We start from the raw sequence: 17,769 nt of genomic DNA, 5'->3' as shown, positions 1-17,769 counted from the left end.
GCAGGCTATTGTAGCGGGACTTCGTGTCCCAAACGGTCACTGGGTGTTTCGAAAACGGCCAACCGGCGACTGAACAGGCCTAGCGCTCGCTGCGAGGCGACGAGCCGAGCATTGAGAAAAACAGCCCCAGAATCAGCAACGCTGTAATCACTCCTCCGACCAACATAGGCACCCCCGATAAATTGATCATGACCCTTACATTGCAATTGACGAGCCAAACCGGATTCGGTTCCAGGAATCGGCGCTCAAAGGGGATGTGAATCCATGTTGTGATACGTTGCACATATGCGAACGGATTTCGCCTTCGGCAAGACCGGCCTCTCCGTGGACCTGCCGGAAGGCCCCAACTATCGTGTATTGGAGACCCGCTGGGCGCAGCCCTCAGCCGATGAGACCTCGATGCTCGAGGCGGCGCTGGACCGGCCCTTCGGCTGCCCGCCTATCAGGGAGATGGCGGCAGGCCGACACAGCGCCGCGATTTCCGTCTGCGACATCACCAGGCCCGCCCCGAACCGCCGCACCTTGCCGCCGCTGCTGGCAAGGCTGGAAGCGGCCGGCATCCCGAAGAGCCGGACGACCATCCTGATTGCGACCGGGCTGCACAGGCAGGCGACAGAGTCAGAGATCGTCGAGATCCTCGGCCCCGAGATCGCCGCCAGCTATCCTGTCGTGAATCACAATGCGCGCGAACTCGCGGATCACCGCGAGTTGGGCGTGACGAAGTCCGGCACGCCAGTCTTCGTCGACCGGCGTTTTGTTGACGCCGGCCTCCGAATCACCCTCGGTTTCATCGAGCAGCACCTGATGGCCGGGTTCTCCGGCGGCCGGAAACTGATCGCCCCGGGTCTGGCCTACCAGGAGACGATCAAGAACCTGCACAGCCCGCGGTTCATGCGCCATCCACGAGCCGTCGAGGGGTCGATCGAGGAGAACCCGCTGCACCAGGAACTTCTGGAAATCGCTGGAATGGCGGGTCATGATTTCGTGTTCGATGTGGTGCTTTCGGAGGGACGGAAGATCGCGGCCGCTTTCGCTGGAGAGCCGAGGCAGGCCCATGCCGAGGGCATCGCATTTGTCCGTGCCAGCACGACCCAATGGATTCCTGAAAGGGTGGACGCGGCCATCACTTCGGCAGCCGGCTATCCGCTGGACTTGACCTTCTACCAAGGCGTGAAAGGGGTGACGGCAGCGTCGCATATAGTAAAGCCGGGCGGAATCATCCTACTGATGGCCGCCTGTGACGAAGGCGCCGGTGCTCACGAATTCTCCCGCCTAATGAGAGAGTTCCCCGACCCGCGGGCGTTTCTCGAAACAATTTCGAATACTCCTGTGACGATCGACCAATGGCAATTGGAGAAGTTGGCCATGGTCGTTGCCTCGCATCGGGTCTGGTGGTACACCCCGGGTTTGCCGGCGGAGTACCATCCCACCGTGTGGGGCAAACTGTTCCCGAGTGCGGCTGGTGCGCTGCAAGCACTCCGCGCTGAACTGGGTTCCGGAGCACAGGTGGCCGTTCTCCCGGAGGGGCCATACGTCTTCGCCCGGCCTCTCTCAGCCCAGCCCGAACCCGTGTTGGCCTGATTCCTGAACGGCCTAAGTGGCGGGAGAAATGGAAAATCGGCGGCCGGAGCGCGGTTGACAAGCATTCCAGGCTCGGCTATAGTTCTGAAGTGTCGCACTTTCAACGGTTTGTGTGGAAGCCGAGGGGTGCACACGCACCTGTGGCGAGTTCGATCCGGAAGATCCGCCGAAATCCGAGGGGCCAATACGCTGACAGCGCGGTTGAACTATCGGTATGCGGCTTACTTCCCTGGACGATGATCGTTGCAGACTGCGGAATTGAGGCGGTTTTGGAGACTGGGGCATGACCAGCAACCAGGACGACCGTCCGGCGGAGATACCTGCCGGCGGCGAGGAAAGCTACGAGCAACTGCTCGACGATTACAGCCATCTCGCACCACCCGCCGAGGGTGAGGTGTTGATGGGTCACGTCCTGCAGATCACCCCTCAGGGCGTCATCGTTGACGTCGGCCTGAAGCAGGAGGGGTGCGTCCCGCTCGAGCAGGTTTCCACACCAGACGGACAGATCGTGGTTCAGCCGGGTGACACCATCGAAGTGATGGTGGATCGCCGCCGCGAGATGGAAGGCTACATAGCCCTCTCTCACGAGCGGGCGAGCCGGATTCGAGCCTGGGACACTTTGGAGAAGGCGTTCCGCGAGAGCCTCATGATGTCCGGCCGCGTTCTGGGCCGGGTCAAGGGCGGCCTCAGCGTGGATGTCGGCGTCGTGGCCTTCATGCCGAGCACCCAGGTGGATGTGCGCCCGATGCACAACCTGGATGCGTTCATCGGCCAGGACATTGTCGTCAAAGTCGTCAAGCTAAACCGCCGCCGGAACAATGTGGTGGTTTCCCGCAAGGCGGCGATGGAGGACGAACTCACCGTCCGCAAGACCTCGCTTCTCGACCACATCCATGAAGGCGACTTGATCACAGGCGTCGTCAAGAACCTCACGGACTATGGGGCTTTTGTCGATCTGGGCGGAATAGACGGTCTGCTGCATGTCAGCGACATGTCCCACGGCCGCGTGGCTCATCCATCGAGCGTGCTCCAGGTTGGCCAGGAAATTACGGTTAAGGTCCTCAAGTTCGATAACGAGAAGGAACGGATCTCGCTCGGGCTGAAGCAGGTTCAACCGGACCCCTGGGAGACCATCCACGATCGTTATGCCGATGGAATGAAAGTAGTTGGACGCGTTGTCAGCGTCACTGACTACGGCTCGTTCGTGGAATTGGAACCCGGAGTGGAGGGTTTGATCCACATCTCCGAGATGACCTGGTCGCGGCGGATGAAGCACCCGTCCAAGGTGGTCCGGGTGGGCGACAATGTTGAGAGTGTCGTACTGGAAGTGAAGCCGAAGGAACGGCGCATCTCCCTGGGCATCAAGCAACTGGAACCCGACCCCTGGACTACCGTCGACACTCGTTATGCAATCGGCAGTGTGGTTGAGGGACGAGTCAGGAAGCTCTCCGATTTCGGCGCTTTTATAGAGATTGAAGAAGGTATCGACGGGTTGGTTCATATCTCCGACCTGTCGTGGACGAAGCGTGTGCAACACCCGTCCGAGTTGCTGAAGAAGGGGCAGGTGGTCCAGGCGGTGATCCTGAACATCGATTCGGGCAACCGGCGTCTCTCCCTGGGAATCAAGCAATTACAGCCCGACGCGTGGGAAACGTTCTTCCAATCCCACGTAGTTGGCGATATCGTGAAAGGGAAGCCCTCGCGCGCGGTCAACTTCGGGGTATTCGTCGAGTTGGCGCCGGGCGTGGAAGGACTTTGCCACAATACAGAGATTCCCCCCGAATTGCGGGAACAGAATCCGCCGCTTCCTTTGAATGAGGAACTTAGCTTCAAGATCATCAAGATGAACGAGGCTGAGAAGCGGATTGGGCTGACTGTGGTCAGTCTGGAAGCGGAGAAGGAGCGCCAGCGACTGGAAGACTACCAGCGCCAGGCGGCCGAGGCAACGCATCAGATTGAAGAAGCCCTCACTCCGGCCGAGCCGGAAGTGGAAGCTCCGGCGGAGTCTGAGACGCCACCCAAGAGCGAGGGCGCCTCACAGGAATAGGAGCGATTTGAGCGCGGGAAGAGGACAGGATTACTGACACATGACGAAAGCGGATCTCATTGAAGAAGTTTCCAGGGTGGTGGAATTCACCCGTAAGGAATCAGAAGTAATTGTCGAAGCCATCTTCGACAGCGTGGTGAAGGCTTTGCGCGACGGCGACAAAATCGAGATCCGGGGATTTGGCAGTTTTCGAACTCGACAACGCCAGTCGCGGGTGGGCCGGAACCCGAAGACCGGCGCCCGGGTGGACGTGCCAGCCAAGCGAATTCCGTATTTCAAGCCCAGCAAAGAGCTGAAAGACCTGGTGAACGACGAGGGCACGGAAACGCCTGCCGCCTCGCCGGCTCCAGAACTGTAGAGCCGGTTCCCTTCAGAAATGGATCGTTTGTGGAGTCCCTGGCGCTATCGCTACGTGAGTAAGGCCTCTCAATCCGACGCTTGCATCTTCTGCGTAAAGTCCGGCGAGCAGCGTGACGAAGAGAACCTCATCCTTCATCGTGGACTGCACAACTTTGTGCTCTTGAATCTCTACCCCTACACAACGGGCCACCTCATGGTGGCCCCTTATGCCCACATCGCCAGCATCGAAGACGTGCCTGAAGCGACCTCGGCCGAGTTGATGAGTTTGACCCGGGCTGCGGTGCACCACCTGCGGGCTGTCTATCGGCCGCAGGGGCTGAACGTCGGCATGAACCTGGGCGAGTGCGCCGGCGCCGGAGTGGCTGGGCATCTCCACATGCATGTCCTGCCAAGATGGACAGGCGATGCCAACTTCATGACAACTATCGGCGAAACTCGAGTTATGCCCGAGGAGTTGCCGGAAACCTGGCGCAGGCTGACAGCCGCGTTTCGCGGCCAATAGCCGTTCCTTCGGGCCCTACGGCCTCATGGCATGATCATCTCTGCCAGCTATCGAACCGACATTCCAGCCTTCTACAGCGATTGGTTCTTCGCCCGGCTGCGGGCAGGATACTGTCGAGTCAAGAATCCGTACTCGGGCAGGTCACTGCGGATCGATCTGCGCCGTGAGAAGGTGACAAGCCTGGTTTTCTGGACCCGGAACTTCGGTCCGTGCCTACCGCGACTGAATGAATTGCTGGCATTCGGCCGGCCCTTCGTCGTCCAGTTCACCGTGACAAACTATCCGAGGTCGCTGGAAGCGGCGGTAATCGACCCGCACAAGGCAGTGGAGCAGATCCGAAGACTCAGCGCCGAGGTCCACCCGAAGTGCCCGGTCTGGAGGTACGACCCCATCGTTTGCACCGATGTCACCTCGCTGGAGTTCCACCGCAGGAACTTTGCAGAACTCGCGGCCTCGCTGGAGGGGAGCGTCGATGAGGTGGCTGTCAGTTTTGCCACGATCTACCAGAAGAGTGAAAGAAATCTGGACGCGGCCGCGGAACGGCACGGCTTCGAATGGTCCGATCCGGACCCTTCCATCAAAGCAGCTCTTTTGGAAGAACTCGCCGCCACAGCCGGAGCCCATGGAATGTCGTTGACCATCTGTACCCAGCCTCAGTTTTTGTCCAGCCAGGTGAACGAGGCGAGGTGTGTGGATGCGAGGCGCCTGGGGGCGATCGCCGGAATCAATTTGGACGTACCACTAAAAGGAAACAGGCCGGGTTGCGCGTGCCACGAGTCCAGAGATATCGGCGCCTATGATACTTGTCCGCATGGCTGCGCATACTGCTATGCGGTACGACATCGGGCTATCGCTCTAGCCAGATACAAGGTCCACGACCCGCACGACGATGCGCTGATCCCATTGGAGCCGGACCAACCGGCGATATTGCCTCTATTTGAGGGTTAACCCGGACTAGATCCCTTCGGCCAGAGGCTCAGGCGTCGCCTTGGAGTCGAGATACCGCTGGCGCGCCTCGACGATACAGCGACGAGCTTCGCGCGGGCCGCCCCAACCGTGAGTGGTCGCGACTCGGCCTTCCAACTCCTTATAAATGCTAAAGAAGTGCTCCAGCTCGCGCCGGACGTGGGGGAAAACCTGGTCCATGGTGTGGATCTGGTCATAGCGCGGATTCCTGGTAGGCACCGCAATGATCTTCTGATCCTGCTCTTCCCTGTCCACCATGTCCAGCACACCCACCGGCCGGACCTCGATCAGACAGCCCGTGAAGCTGGGTTCATTGACGAGGGTCAGGACATCGAGCGGGTCGCCGTCTTCGGCCAGGGTGCCGGGGATAAACCCGTAGTCTCCGGGGTAGTGCATTGGCGAGTAGAGGGTCCGGTCCAGCCGGAACAGCCCGAGGTTCCCGTCATACTCCACCTTGTTAGCGGAGTTTTTGGGGATTTCAACGATCATTCGGACCAGTTCGGGCGTTTCCGGACCGGGGTCGAGGTCGTAGAGCTTTATTGACACAAGAGTCAGACTAGCAAATCCGGAAGGCCGCCTCCAACAACACCACCTATATGAGGAGGAGGTAGTACGGCCGAATCACCTAAAGCGAAGAAAAGGAGAAGCTTAAAGTTCCGCTTGAAGGTTCAAAAAGGACTTGCGTGGCACAGTACGAGGGTTTAGGATACGTCTATGGTCCGATTCGGACCAGAAAAGTCGTTTTCGGACCAAAATGGCTCAAGCCGAAGCAGTTCTGACACCTCGCAACCCTCGCGGCTTCCACTCCGCCCGGGTCGACGCAGCGGGGCGCCTGAAGCTGCCAGCGAAGTACCAGGAATACCTGAAAGCGCTGATAGATAAGACGTTGTTCGCCACGATGTACGAGGGCATGGCTCGAATTTACAGCAATGGCAGTTTCGAACGCAATCTCGAACTGTTGAGCGAGGAGCCAGCCCTGCTCGAAACGATGGCGAAGTACGGGGACATGTTCGGGGCCGACGTGGACTTGGATCCGCAGGGCCGCATCACGATTCCCCAGTCCTTGAGGAAGTTGTTGGGCCTGGAAGACAAGTCAGTTTACCTGCGGTTTGACGGGGACGTGATCAGCATCTACTCCGAAGAACAGCACAAGGCTGAACAGGACCGCCTGTTGGCGGAGATCGAAGAAAGTTTGAAGGCGGCGAAGGCGAAAGGTTTCCGGTTGTGAGACGGCATGGGACATTTTCCAGTCATGCTTGGCGAATCGCTGGAGTTTCTGGCGATCCGGCCGGAAGGAACCTACGCGGACCTGACGTGTGGCCTGAGTGGACATACCGGAGCGATCGCGCGCCAGCTGACCACCGGGCGTGTGATTTCGATGGATCGCGATGCGGAGTCGCTGGAGTTGGCGAAGCAGAACTGCGAGGACTGCCTGGACAGGATTACGTTCCGGCAGAGCGCGTTCTCCCAGCTGACGGAGACGCTGCGTGCGGTCGGCGTTGCGAAGGTGGATGGAATTCTTGCGGACCTGGGCGTAAGCCGTATGCAATTGACGTCCCCGGACAGGGGCTTCACTTTTATGCAGGCGGCTCCCTTGGACATGCGCATGGACCGGCGGCAGGAGATCACGGCCGCCGACGTGTTGAACCGGTCTTCCGAACGAGAACTTGCCCAGCTCTTCATGAGCCTGGGCGAAGAAAGGAGGCACCCGGCAGAGCGAATTGCCAGAGCACTGGTCCGAGCACGGCCGCTCCGGGATACGGGCCAACTGGCTGGTGTCGTGGAATCGGTCGTGCCACGGTCCGGAAAACTGCATCCGGCTACGCGGGTGTTTCAAGCGTTACGGATGGCGGTCAACGACGAACCGGGCGAGTTGGACGCAATGCTGGAGCAGGTGCCGGGTTGTTTGGCGCCGGGCGCGCGCTGGGTAGTGATCGCTTTTCAGTCAATTGATGACAGAAAAGTGAAGACCGTATTTCGGGATCTTGGCCGACAGAGCCGGGCCCGAATCCTGACCAAGCACGTGGTCAGGCCGAGTGATGCAGAGACAAGAAAGAATTCAGCTTCACGGAGTGCAGTGCTCCGGGCGCTGGAAATGAACTAGTGGTTCTTGGTTTAGGAGAGGGAGATTCAATTCCATGACAAGCCTCGCGGCATTGTTTGATTGGCTGGCGGCGGGGAAGGCGATGACCAGCGCCGCTGCGCGGAGGGGAAATGCTACGGACTTTCGGCTGCGCCGTTTGCCGAAAGAAGAGATCCACCTGTACGTAAAATCCATCGACAACACGACGGTTGTCCGGCTGGTGGACAAGAAGGATTGGTTGGCTAGTGTGGGTATGGCCGGTGGGGTTCTCACCGCCAGCCTGTTGCTGATCGCCATGCTGCTGCCCGGGGGGTATACGCTGCTGGCAAGCCATCGGATGGAACAGTTGAAGCACGACCGTGACCGGATGACGAACGAATTGCGCGTCCTGCGCAGCCGCCAGGCGGCGCTCGTCAGCCCCAGCCAGTTGGAGCAGTATGCCGGGCACAATTTCTCGACCCCAACGGCGGCGGCGGTGATCTTCGCGCCCCCGTCGAAAGGCGCTGTTGCGTCACTGGGCACCCGCCACTAAGCGGCTCAATCCCACCCGCACGAGGCAGCTATGGAGAATCCGGTAGGCGACCGCGCGTCCAAACGTGTCATTCTGGTTGGCCGCATTGTGTTCATCTGGGCCGTGCTGATTGTGGGACGCCTCGGCTACCTGCAAGTACTGAAGCACGACGATTTCGTCAAAGCGGCCAAAGCACAACACCAGCACAAGATTCGAATTCCGGCGGATCGGGGCGAGATCCTCGACCGCACCGGCACTCCGCTGGCCATTAGCGTCCGGACGGAATCGGTGGTCGTCAATCCGCAGCGGGTTGCGGACCCGCAGTTCTTTAGCGCGATCGTGGCTCCAGCCCTGGATCTGAACTCCACGGAACTGGCCAACACAATTGCTGAATACCAGGACCGGGGCGCGAAGAAGGCCCGTGGACGCGGCTTCCTTGTGATCAAACGGCATCTGACGGAAGACGAGAAATACCGCATGCTGCCGCTGCGACGCACGCTGCCCATCGAAATCCTGCCGGACCACCAGCGGGAGTACCCCAATGGCCTCACTGGCGCCCACGTTATCGGGAGTCTGGATGCTGAGGGCAACGGCAATGCCGGCCTGGAGCAGAAGCTAAACACCGAGATGCAGGGCAAGCCGGGCAAGATGATGGTGCTGACCGGCTCGCGCCAGGACAGCTATGTCAGTTGGGTGAGCGAAGAGAGCGTGCAAGGCACGAATCTGACGCTCTCCATCGACCGTGTCATCCAGCACGATGCCGAGGAGTTCCTGGCGGAAGGCGTCAAGGAAGCAGCGGCTTCCAGCGGAACAGTGATCGTGATGGACCCCCAGACCGGTGAAGTGCTGGCCCTGGCCAACTATCCCACTTTCGACCCCAGGCACGAGCAGCCCACGGCGGGTGAAGCCGAAGCTCGCCACAAGAACATCGCCGTACAGATTCCGTGTGAGCCGGGCAGCGTGATGAAGATGATCACCGTCACCATGGGCATCGATTCGGGACGGTTTACACCCACGAGTGGCATTTACTGCGAAAACGGCTCATTTCCCCGCCCTGGCCGCCGGCCGATTCACGACCTCCACCGCATGGGCAACATGGATGTCGCCGGCGTACTGATCAAGAGCTCCAATATCGGAGTCGCCAAGATTTCGATCGCCTCGGGGCCAAAGACGCTCTACGACTACCTGAAGCGTTTTGGTATTGGCGAGAAGACAGGCATCGAGCTACCGGCGGAATCGCGGGGCCTGCTGCGCCACCTGGAGTGCAAGGATTCAAAGGACCGCTGGTGCTGGTCGCCGGCGTCGCACGAGTACATTGCATTCGGGCATGAAGTGGGCGCAACGGCCATTCAATTGGCCCGTGCAGTCTCCGTCATAGCCAACGGCGGTCTGCTGGTGAATCCCCATCTCATCCTCAAGAAGTCGCGCCCCACGGATGACGGGCGTGTGCAGAATGTCCCGATTGAGTTTAAGAACCCGATCCGGGTGATCCGTCCGGAGACGGCATTCACCATCAGACGCATCATGGAAAGCGTCGTGGAAGAGGGCACTGGGCGCCGGGCCGCCATTCCTGGCTATTCCTCTGGTGGCAAGACGGGCTCGGCCGAAATTTTCGAGAACGGCGCATGGCAGAATCGCCACAACTCCTCGTTCATCGGTTTTGCGCCTGTGACGAACCCCCGCGTGGTTGTCGTGGTGACCCTGAACCGGACACCGAAACAGGGCGGCATCGCGGCAGCGCCGGTCTTTTCGAAGGTGGCGGAAACCGCGCTGCGAGTCCTCCAGGTTCCCAAGGACCGGCCGGAATCGGATATTCAACCCAAGCCCCTGACTCCGGCGGAAACCGACGAACTGCCGGAGAACCGCATCGCCAGGGCCGAGGCGCTCAAGAAGAAAGAAGAGAAGGAAGAGCTGGAAAAGAAGAAGCTGCAGGCAGCTGACCAGGAGCAGGACGCCAAGCCATTCTCCCCCTTACTGGTGGGCCCCAAAGTGCCGGACTTCCGCGGCATGCCCGTAGTCGCGGTTCTGCGGGAATCGGCAACACGCGGACTGCCGGTGGAGATTGTAGGGCGCGGCAAGGCTCGCGTCCAGAAGCCGGCACCCGGGACGATTCTGTCTAACGGCGAACACATCCAGGTGGAATTCTCGGCCGCTCAATGAAGCTATCTGATCTCATCGCCGGTGTTGCGCTCGCTTCCGACCTACCCGTCGGCGCGTACGGGCTGGATATCACCGGTCTGGAGTTCGACTCACGCCGCGTGAAGCCAGGCTATCTATTCTTCGCCTTTCCCGGCGCCAAGGCAGACGGCAGGGCCTTCGCAGCGCAGGCGATTCTGGCCGGGGCGTTGGGGGTCGTATCCGAACTTGCGAAGCCGGAAGATTTCGACGGGCTGTGGATTCAGGTGCAGCATGGCCGGGCCGCATTGTCGGTGATGAGCCGCCTTTTCTACGGTGCTCCGGATGAAAGCCTGGCCCTGGTTGGTGTCACCGGCACCAACGGCAAAACAACCACGGTGTACTGCGTCGACTCGATGTTGAGGCACGCAGGACGGGTGACCGGCATGGTCGGCACTATCCTCTATCGCGTGGCCGGCGAGGAACGTCCCGCTGTGAATACGACGCCGGACTCACTCGACCTGATGCGATTGATGGACGAGGTGAAACGCGCCGGTGGAACCAACTTCACCTTCGAGGTCTCATCCCATGCACTCGCCCTGCGGCGGGTGGCCGGACTGACGTTCCATACCGTACTGTTTACGAATCTGACCCGGGATCATCTGGACTTCCACGGCACAATGGAAGAGTATTTCGCGGCCAAGGTATTGCTGTTCCAGGGTGCGGGCGGCCCGCCGCCCAAGTTCGCGGTGATCAACGCGGACGATTCCTGGGGCAAGCGGATCCAGTTGCAGCCGGAGACCAAGCGGCTGACTTACGGACTCAAAAACAACGCGGATGTGAAGGCGGAGAACATTGACGCGGGCTTTCACGGACTGCGGTTCGACGTCCGTTACCCCGGCGGCCGGCAGCACATCGAGTCCAGGCTGTGTGGATTGATCAACGTCTACAACCTGCTGGGCGCATTTGCCGTGGGCCTGAGCCTGGGCTTGCCGGCGCAGCAGATCGCCGAGGGCCTGGAGTCCTGCAAGGCAGTCCCTGGGCGGTTTGAGCGGGTTGACGCGGGTCAGCCATTCCTGGTCGTGGTGGATTATGCCCACACCGATGATGCGCTGCGGAATACCATCGCCACGGCGCGTGCGCTGAATCCCAAGCGTGTCATTACGCTCTTCGGCTGTGGCGGCGACAGGGACCGGGCCAAACGCCCGCTCATGGGACAGGCGGCGGCGGAGATGAGCGACTTCGTGGTGGTCACTAGCGACAACCCGCGCAGTGAAGATCCCCTGAGCATCATCAATGATGCCCTGGTGGGCGTGCGCCGCTTTGACACGAAACACGTGGTGGAACCCGACCGCGAGAAGGCAATCCGCCTGGCCATCGCCGAAGCCCGTCCGGGGGACATCGTCCTGCTCGCCGGTAAGGGCCATGAGACCTATCAGGTGCTACGCGACCGCACAATTGATTTTGATGACCGCGTTTCCGCGCGCCGCGTACTGGAGAGCTTTGGGTATGTGCCCAAGGCGGAGGCCCGCGCATGAACCTCCTCGTCGCCGGCGCACCTTGCACTTCAGTCAGCACCGATACCCGGGCGATTGAGCCGGGCGCCTTGTTTGTCGCGCTGAAAGGGCCGAATCACGACGGTCATGATCACGTCCCGGCCGCCTTCGAACGTGGCGCCGCGGCCGCGGTAGTGGAGCGCTTCATCGAAGGCAGCGGTCCACAGTTGGTGGTCTCCGACACCTTGGCATGGCTCCAGCAGACCGCCGCTGCCGAACGCGAACGATGGGGTGGCGTCGTGGTGGCCATCACCGGCAGCGCCGGCAAGACAACGACGAAGGACGCGGTTGCCACAGTCGTAGCGACCGGATATCGCGTCGGGAAGACAGCCGGCAACTATAACAACCACATCGGACTTCCGCTTTCGATTCTGAATCTCGCCGGCGATACCGAGGTCGCCGTGCTCGAGATCGGCATGAATCACGCGGGAGAAATTGCAGACCTGGCTCGGATCGCCAAACCAAACATCGCGGTGGTGACGAACGTTGGTTCGGCGCATATCGAGAATCTGGGTTCGATTGAGCAGATCGCGCTGGCAAAGCGCGAACTCGTGGAGAGTCTTGGACCAGAGGGCATCGCCGTTCTGAATGGGGACGACGAGCGCGTGCGCACGTTTGCGGCGCAGCACCCGGGGCCAACGATCTTCTACGGCACCAGTGAGTTTTCTTCCATCGAGGCAGCCCACGTCCGGGCCTCAAACCTCGAGTTCCTCCCGGAGGGCTCGAAGTTTGATGTCGCGGACGTGGGCTCATTTTTTTGCCCGCTACCCGCTCGAGGTGGCCTGATGGCCGCACTGGCGGCATTGGCCGTGGCGAAAGCCCTGAAGATGGAACTGAGTGGTTTGGTGGATACCGTCGCCTCGCTGAAGGCTCCGAAGATGCGACTGGCGCGCCTCGAGAGCCGGGGCATGGTGATCTGGGACGACTGTTATAACTCGAATCCCGAAGCCGCCAAGATGATGCTCGACCTGCTGGCCGACACTCCAGCCAGGCGGCGCATCGCGGTTCTGGGTGAGATGCTGGAGCTTGGACGCTGGTCCGAGGACCTGCACCGGGAAGTGGGTATGTACGCGGCCCGGCGTGGGATTTCTGTGCTTGTAGGGATTCGCGGCGCCGCAAGGCATCTGGTCGACGCAGGACTTGACGCCGGGTTAGCGCCCGGCGCCGCGCATTTTTTTCCCGAACCCTCGGACGCAGGCCGTTTTGTCAAGACGCTGGCAGAGAGTGGCGACGCTCTCTTGTTTAAAGGCTCCCGCGGTACCCGTGTCGAGCTGGCGTTACAGGAGTTTCTCAACTAACAATGCTGTACTGGCTGCTGTACGAGCAACTGTTCCCGCAGTTCCCGCCGTTTCGTCTCTTCGGATACGTGACGTTCCGCACTCTTGCGGCCAGTATCACCGCGTTGCTCCTCTCAATCCTGTTGGGACCCTGGTTCATCCGCAGGCTGCAGTCGTTGCAGATCGGGCAGCACATTCGCGAAGAGGGGCCCGAGAGCCATCAGAAGAAGGCGGGCACGCCTACCATGGGCGGCCTCCTGATTCTGACCTCCGTCATCATCCCGACGCTGCTTTTCACTAATCTTCGAAACCCGTATGTCTGGGTCGCTCTGTTCGGGCTGGTGAGTTACGGGATTATCGGGTTCCTCGACGATTACGCAAAGGTGAAGAAGGCCCGCAACCTTGGGTTGACGGCACGGCAGAAGCTGCTGCTGCAGATCCTCATGATGCTCTGCCTGGGCATCTGGCTGCTGGTCCTGCACTCGAAGGGGCTCTATGACACGGCTATGAACGTGCCGTTCCTCAAGAACGTGAAGCCCAGTCTGCTGATTGAGGGATTGCTTGGCAACCCATGGACCTACCCCCTGGCCTTCGTGTTCTTCTTCGGCTTTCTGTTCTTCGTCATCGTGGGCTCGTCGAACGCAGTGAACCTCACGGATGGGCTGGATGGGCTGGCCGCGGGGCTGATGATTGTTGCCAGCGGAGCCATGACAATTCTGAGCTATGTCAGCGGCCATGCGCAGTTCGCGCACTATCTCGGCTTGACCCGGCTTTCCGGCACAGCCGAACTGACTATCTTCTGCGCATCTCTCACTGGAGCATCGCTCGGGTTCCTTTGGTACAACGCTCATCCGGCGGAAGTGTTCATGGGCGACGTCGGCTCGTTGGCCCTGGGTGGCAGCCTGGGTATCGTCTCTGTGCTGATCAAGCAGGAGATTCTCCTGATCTTCATCGGTGGTGTGTATGTCATTGAGTTGTTGAGCGTGGTCATCCAGGTAGTGAGCTTCAAGACCAGAGGGAAGCGAGTGTTCCTGATGGCCCCAATCCACCATCACTTCGAGAAGATGGGGTGGGACGAGACGAAAGTAGTCGTCCGGTTTTGGATCGCCGGACTCGTGATGGCTTTGTTCGCACTCACGACACTGAAACTGCGGTAAGGAATCATGAACATTGAGGGAGCACGCGTAACAGTCTTCGGGATGGGCAAATCCGGTCTGGCGACGATCGGACTACTCCAGGCCCATGGAGCTGTGGTGCGGGCATCGGATGTGAAGACTCCGGCGGATCTGCCGGAACTCGGCGTTGAGTTCGTCCCCCAGGGCCCCGAGGCCCTCGAAGGATGCGATCTGGCTGTGCTTTCGCCGGGCGTCGCGCCCACCCGGCCGCTATTTGAAGAGGCGGCGGGACGGGGCATCAAGGTGGTCGGTGACGTCGAGGCGGCTTCCTGGTTTCTTCGCGGACCGCTTATTGGGATAACCGGCGCCAACGGCAAGACGACGTCGACCGCGCTGGTCGGGCACCTTCTTGAAACGGCCGGCATTCCCTGCCAGGTGGGCGGCAATATAGGCACTCCGCTGGCTTCGATGGTGAGCAGCTCGGCCGAAGACAAATGGAATGTCCTGGAGTTGTCCAGCTTCCAGTTGGAGACCACGGATACGCTGCATGTGCACATCGCGGCGGCGCTGAACGTCACACCGGACCACCTGGACCGGCACGGGTCCTTCGAAAATTACGCCGCGGCCAAGGCGCGCATTTTTCGCAATCAGACGAGCTCGGATTTCGCGGTTCTCAATGCGGAAAACGAACCCACTGTCGCCTACGCGAAACTGACGGCGGCCCATGTGCATTGGTTCCACGCCGGTGCGGCCGTGCAGCCTGGCTTCTATCGCGATGGCGATCAACTGACCGCTGACGGAGTCCCTTTCATGGCGGTCTCCGAGGTGAAGCTCCGCGGACGCCACAATCTCGAGAATGTCCTGGCGGCGGCCTGTGTGGCTCATTTGGCCGGCGCCCCGCTCACGTCGATCCGTGAGGGCGTCATGTCGTTCCCGGGCGTCGAGCACCGAATTGAGTATGTGCGGACGGTGAATGGCGCCGAATACTATAACGACTCCAAAGCGACGAATGTTGACGCCACAATGAAGGCGCTCGAGTCATTCGAACGGGGCTTGTGGGTCATCCTCGGGGGCAAGGATAAGAACAGCGACTACACTACCTTGCGCGACCTACTTCATAAGCGTGCGAAAGCGGCCCTGCTGATTGGCGCCGCGGCTGAGAAGATCGCCAATCACCTCGGTGATTGTGTGCGAATCGAACAATGCGGCGACCTGGCCGGGGCGGTGGCTCTCGCGCATCGCGAAGCCCAGCCAGGCGACACAGTTTTGCTGGCACCGGCATGCGCCAGCTTTGATCAGTTTTCCGGCTACGAAGAACGAGGCAGAGTCTTCAAACACATAGTCAACGCGTTGGAGAACTAACGATGTCCACCTGTATCCGAACCGATTGGAAGTTGTTTGGCGCAACCATGCTGATCCTGCTGTTCGGCCTGATGATGGTCTACAGCGCATCCTCGGTAGTGGCCGAGGTGAACTACAACAAACAGACCTGGGAGTTTGCGGCACGCCAACTGGTGGCGGCGCTCATCGGTGTTTCAGCCATGCTGGTGCTGAAGCGGATGGACTATCGGAAACTCCAGCATCCGCTCTGGATCCTGATCCCCCTGGGCATGACAATCATGCTGCTGGTCGGCGTGATCATCGCCGATCCGCGAGCCCATCGCTGGTACAGGGTACCCGGCCTGGGCCAGTTCCAGCCAAGTGAGATCGCCAAGCCGGTGCTGATCCTGTTCCTGGCCTGGTTTGTTTCCCGGCAGGGCGACATCATCAACAGCCGTTACACGATCATCCCGACGGCCCTCGTAGTGGGCGGGCTGACACTGCTGATCGGGTATGGCGACCTGGGCACGGCGGCGATTATTCTGGCGCCCGCGGTAATCATCTTCTACGTAGCGGGCATTGAGCGGCGCTACTTCTATCTCACCCTCTTCCTGGTTGGCCTGTTGGGCGTGGGCTTCATCATCCAGAAGCCCTATCGCCTGATTCGCGTCACTTCGTTCTTCGGACTCACCGAAGAGGTCATCAATTCCAATCCGCGCTACCACTGGCTGGCCGTACGGTTGGCTTCCACCAAGGCGGCCCGCGATGCAGACCACCAGCCCAGGCAATCGAAGCTTGCCGTTGGAAGCGGCGGGATCACCGGAGTGGGCTTGGGCCAGTCGAACCAGAAATTGGGCTTTCTGCCGGAAGCGCATACGGATTTCATCTTCGGCGTAGTTGGTGAAGAGACAGGCCTGGTTGGCTGTGTGCTTTTGTTGTGTGGCTACCTGTACGTGTTCTGGCGCGGACTTCGCCTGTTCTGGCTTACGCCGGACCCCTTCGGACGCTACATCGCCCTTGGCTGTGTCTCGGTGTTGACGGTCCAGGCTTTGTGCAACATGAGCGTGGTGCTGGATATGGCGCCCACCAAGGGCATCCCGCTGCCTCTGATCAGCTATGGCGGCACAGCCCTCATCTGCACGCTGGCAACCATTGGCCTGCTGATGAGCGTAGGCGACCGGGCCACGGCGGAATAAGGAGGATTCGAAGCTGCTGTTCGTGATGACAGGCGGAGGTACGGGCGGCCACGTCATTCCAGCCGTGGCGGTAGCGTCCGAACTGCGCCGCATGGGACACGAGGCAATGTTTATCGGGACCAGGCGGGGCCTGGAAGCGACCATCGTGCCGCGGGCCGGCTTCGATATTGAGTGGATCGAGATCGGCGGCCTGCAGCGTGTCGGCATGTGGCAAACGCTCAGGACCGTCGTGCAGCTGCCGCTGAGCATCTGGAAGAGCTGGCGGATCCTGAGAACGCGCCGCGCGGCGGCCGTGTTCTCCATGGGCGGCTATGTCGCAGCCCCGGCGATGCTCGCGGCAAGTCTCAGCGGCACACCGGTGGTCGTGATGGAACCCAACGCCATGCCCGGCCTGGTCTCGCGCAAGCTGGCCGGCACGGTGAGCAAGGCGCTGATTGGATTTGAGGAGTCACGCAAGTACTTTCCGGCGGGACGGACCGAGATCACGGGCTTACCTGTGCGGCAGGAGTTCTTCGACATCCAGGCTCACCCGCCAGGGGCCGTATTCAGTGTTCTCGTAACCGGCGGCAGCCGTGGATCCCGCGCGCTGAACCGGGCATCCCGGGAGAGTTGGCCGCTGTTTCGGCAGAGTGGCCGGAGAGTGCGATTCGTACTCCAGTGCGGAGCGGACGAGCATCACGCGCTGGCCAAGGAGTTCAACGAGTACGGGCTGGAAGGCGAGGTGGCGCCCTTCATTCACGACATGGCGGCAGCATACTCGGCGGCCGACCTGGTGGTGAGCCGCTCGGGGGCGGGCGCTGTGAATGAGTTGACGGCGGCCGGCAAAGCGGCGGTTCTGGTTCCCTTCCCCGCGGCGGCGGATGACCACCAGAGGCACAACGCCGAGGCATTGGAGCGCGCGGGCGCGGCCAGGGTGGTTCTCGAGAACGCCTGGAGCGGTCAGCGCATGTTCGAAACTGTAAGCGAGCTGATGGATCATCCTGGCGATCTGGCGGCGCTGTCGCAGGCAGCCCGCGGCCTTCGGCGGCCAGGCGCGGCATTGCGGGCCGCGGAAGTGTTGGTGGAGGCCGGCCGCAAACGGCAAAAGGACAGGGAAAGCCACTCAAATTAGTGGTTCGGGCGGCCATCCGCCGGCTTTCC

16 protein-coding genes are annotated in these 17,769 nt (G+C 60.7%); 15 read left to right on the top strand and 1 reads right to left on the bottom strand.

The genetic code is table 11. The features are described from left to right. Positions 1-285: 285 nt before the first annotated feature. The 5 genes from larA (at position 286) to ACR9Y2_RS13695 (ending at position 5,438) form a co-directional block, all read left to right on the top strand. A complete protein-coding gene (larA, locus tag ACR9Y2_RS13715; protein WP_435041894.1) occupies positions 286-1,581 on the top strand; it encodes a nickel-dependent lactate racemase in 1,296 nt (431 codons plus the stop codon). Positions 1,582-1,864: 283 nt separating this feature from the next. Beyond that, positions 1,865-3,628, top strand: a complete 1,764-nt coding sequence (locus tag ACR9Y2_RS13710; protein ID WP_435041893.1) for a 30S ribosomal protein S1 — start codon at positions 1,865-1,867, stop codon at positions 3,626-3,628. A 40-nt stretch (positions 3,629-3,668) separates the two neighbouring features. Further along, complete coding sequence (locus tag ACR9Y2_RS13705) at positions 3,669-3,986, top strand: HU family DNA-binding protein (protein ID WP_435041892.1); 318 nt, start codon at positions 3,669-3,671, stop codon at positions 3,984-3,986. Positions 3,987-4,004: 18 nt separating this feature from the next. Further along, positions 4,005-4,490 carry an HIT family protein gene (locus ACR9Y2_RS13700; protein WP_435041891.1) on the top strand — a complete coding sequence of 162 codons (486 nt, stop codon included), beginning with the start codon at positions 4,005-4,007 and terminating at the stop codon, positions 4,488-4,490. A gap of 30 nt (positions 4,491-4,520) precedes the next feature. Further along, positions 4,521-5,438 carry a DUF1848 domain-containing protein gene (locus tag ACR9Y2_RS13695; protein ID WP_435041890.1) on the top strand — a complete coding sequence of 306 codons (918 nt, stop codon included), beginning with the start codon at positions 4,521-4,523 and terminating at the stop codon, positions 5,436-5,438. 6 nt (positions 5,439-5,444) lie between these two features. Here ACR9Y2_RS13695 and ACR9Y2_RS13690 read toward each other — a convergent pair whose 3' ends face one another. Beyond that, positions 5,445-6,002 carry an inorganic diphosphatase gene (locus tag ACR9Y2_RS13690; protein ID WP_228486782.1) on the bottom strand — a complete coding sequence of 186 codons (558 nt, stop codon included), beginning with the start codon at positions 6,000-6,002 and terminating at the stop codon, positions 5,445-5,447. Between the two features lie 208 nt (positions 6,003-6,210). Between ACR9Y2_RS13690 and ACR9Y2_RS13685 the strand changes: the two genes are divergently transcribed. From ACR9Y2_RS13685 to murG, 10 genes are read left to right on the top strand one after another with little or no spacing between them, the layout of a single operon-like run. Then, positions 6,211-6,684, top strand: a complete 474-nt coding sequence (locus ACR9Y2_RS13685; RefSeq protein WP_435041889.1) for a division/cell wall cluster transcriptional repressor MraZ — start codon at positions 6,211-6,213, stop codon at positions 6,682-6,684. 6 nt (positions 6,685-6,690) lie between these two features. After that, complete coding sequence (gene rsmH, locus ACR9Y2_RS13680) at positions 6,691-7,560, top strand: 16S rRNA (cytosine(1402)-N(4))-methyltransferase RsmH (RefSeq protein WP_435041888.1); 870 nt, start codon at positions 6,691-6,693, stop codon at positions 7,558-7,560. Positions 7,561-7,594: 34 nt separating this feature from the next. Then, positions 7,595-8,071, top strand: a complete 477-nt coding sequence (locus tag ACR9Y2_RS13675) for a hypothetical protein (protein WP_435041886.1) — start codon at positions 7,595-7,597, stop codon at positions 8,069-8,071. Between the two features lie 30 nt (positions 8,072-8,101). After that, on the top strand, positions 8,102-10,210 hold the full coding sequence (locus ACR9Y2_RS13670) for a penicillin-binding protein (protein ID WP_435041885.1): 2,109 nt from the start codon (positions 8,102-8,104) through the stop codon (positions 10,208-10,210). Further along, positions 10,207-11,703: a UDP-N-acetylmuramoyl-L-alanyl-D-glutamate--2,6-diaminopimelate ligase gene (locus ACR9Y2_RS13665; RefSeq protein ID WP_435041883.1), complete on the top strand. Its 1,497-nt coding sequence runs from the start codon at positions 10,207-10,209 to the stop codon at positions 11,701-11,703. The genes ACR9Y2_RS13670 and ACR9Y2_RS13665 overlap by 4 nt, the downstream gene beginning before the upstream one ends. Beyond that, positions 11,700-13,019, top strand: a complete 1,320-nt coding sequence (locus ACR9Y2_RS13660) for a UDP-N-acetylmuramoyl-tripeptide--D-alanyl-D-alanine ligase (RefSeq protein WP_435041882.1) — start codon at positions 11,700-11,702, stop codon at positions 13,017-13,019. The genes ACR9Y2_RS13665 and ACR9Y2_RS13660 overlap by 4 nt, the downstream gene beginning before the upstream one ends. Positions 13,020-13,021: 2 nt before the next feature. Then, the gene (gene mraY, locus ACR9Y2_RS13655) at positions 13,022-14,155 is read left to right on the top strand and encodes a phospho-N-acetylmuramoyl-pentapeptide-transferase (RefSeq protein WP_435041881.1); all 1,134 of its coding nucleotides are present in this window, start codon (positions 13,022-13,024) and stop codon (positions 14,153-14,155) included. A gap of 6 nt (positions 14,156-14,161) precedes the next feature. Next, positions 14,162-15,475 carry a UDP-N-acetylmuramoyl-L-alanine--D-glutamate ligase gene (gene murD / locus ACR9Y2_RS13650; RefSeq protein WP_435041880.1) on the top strand — a complete coding sequence of 438 codons (1,314 nt, stop codon included), beginning with the start codon at positions 14,162-14,164 and terminating at the stop codon, positions 15,473-15,475. Between the two features lie 2 nt (positions 15,476-15,477). After that, positions 15,478-16,629: an FtsW/RodA/SpoVE family cell cycle protein gene (locus ACR9Y2_RS13645; protein ID WP_435041879.1), complete on the top strand. Its 1,152-nt coding sequence runs from the start codon at positions 15,478-15,480 to the stop codon at positions 16,627-16,629. A gap of 25 nt (positions 16,630-16,654) precedes the next feature. Then, positions 16,655-17,740 carry an undecaprenyldiphospho-muramoylpentapeptide beta-N-acetylglucosaminyltransferase gene (gene murG / locus ACR9Y2_RS13640; RefSeq protein WP_435044863.1) on the top strand — a complete coding sequence of 362 codons (1,086 nt, stop codon included), beginning with the start codon at positions 16,655-16,657 and terminating at the stop codon, positions 17,738-17,740. Positions 17,741-17,769 lie beyond the last annotated feature (29 nt).

This window comes from Paludibaculum fermentans, from assembly GCF_051172195.1.
Classification (GTDB): Bacteria; Acidobacteriota; Terriglobia; order Bryobacterales; family Bryobacteraceae; genus Paludibaculum; species Paludibaculum fermentans_A.
The sequence above is the reverse complement of the archived record's forward strand: the minus strand, read 5'-3'. Positions and strand labels throughout refer to the sequence as shown.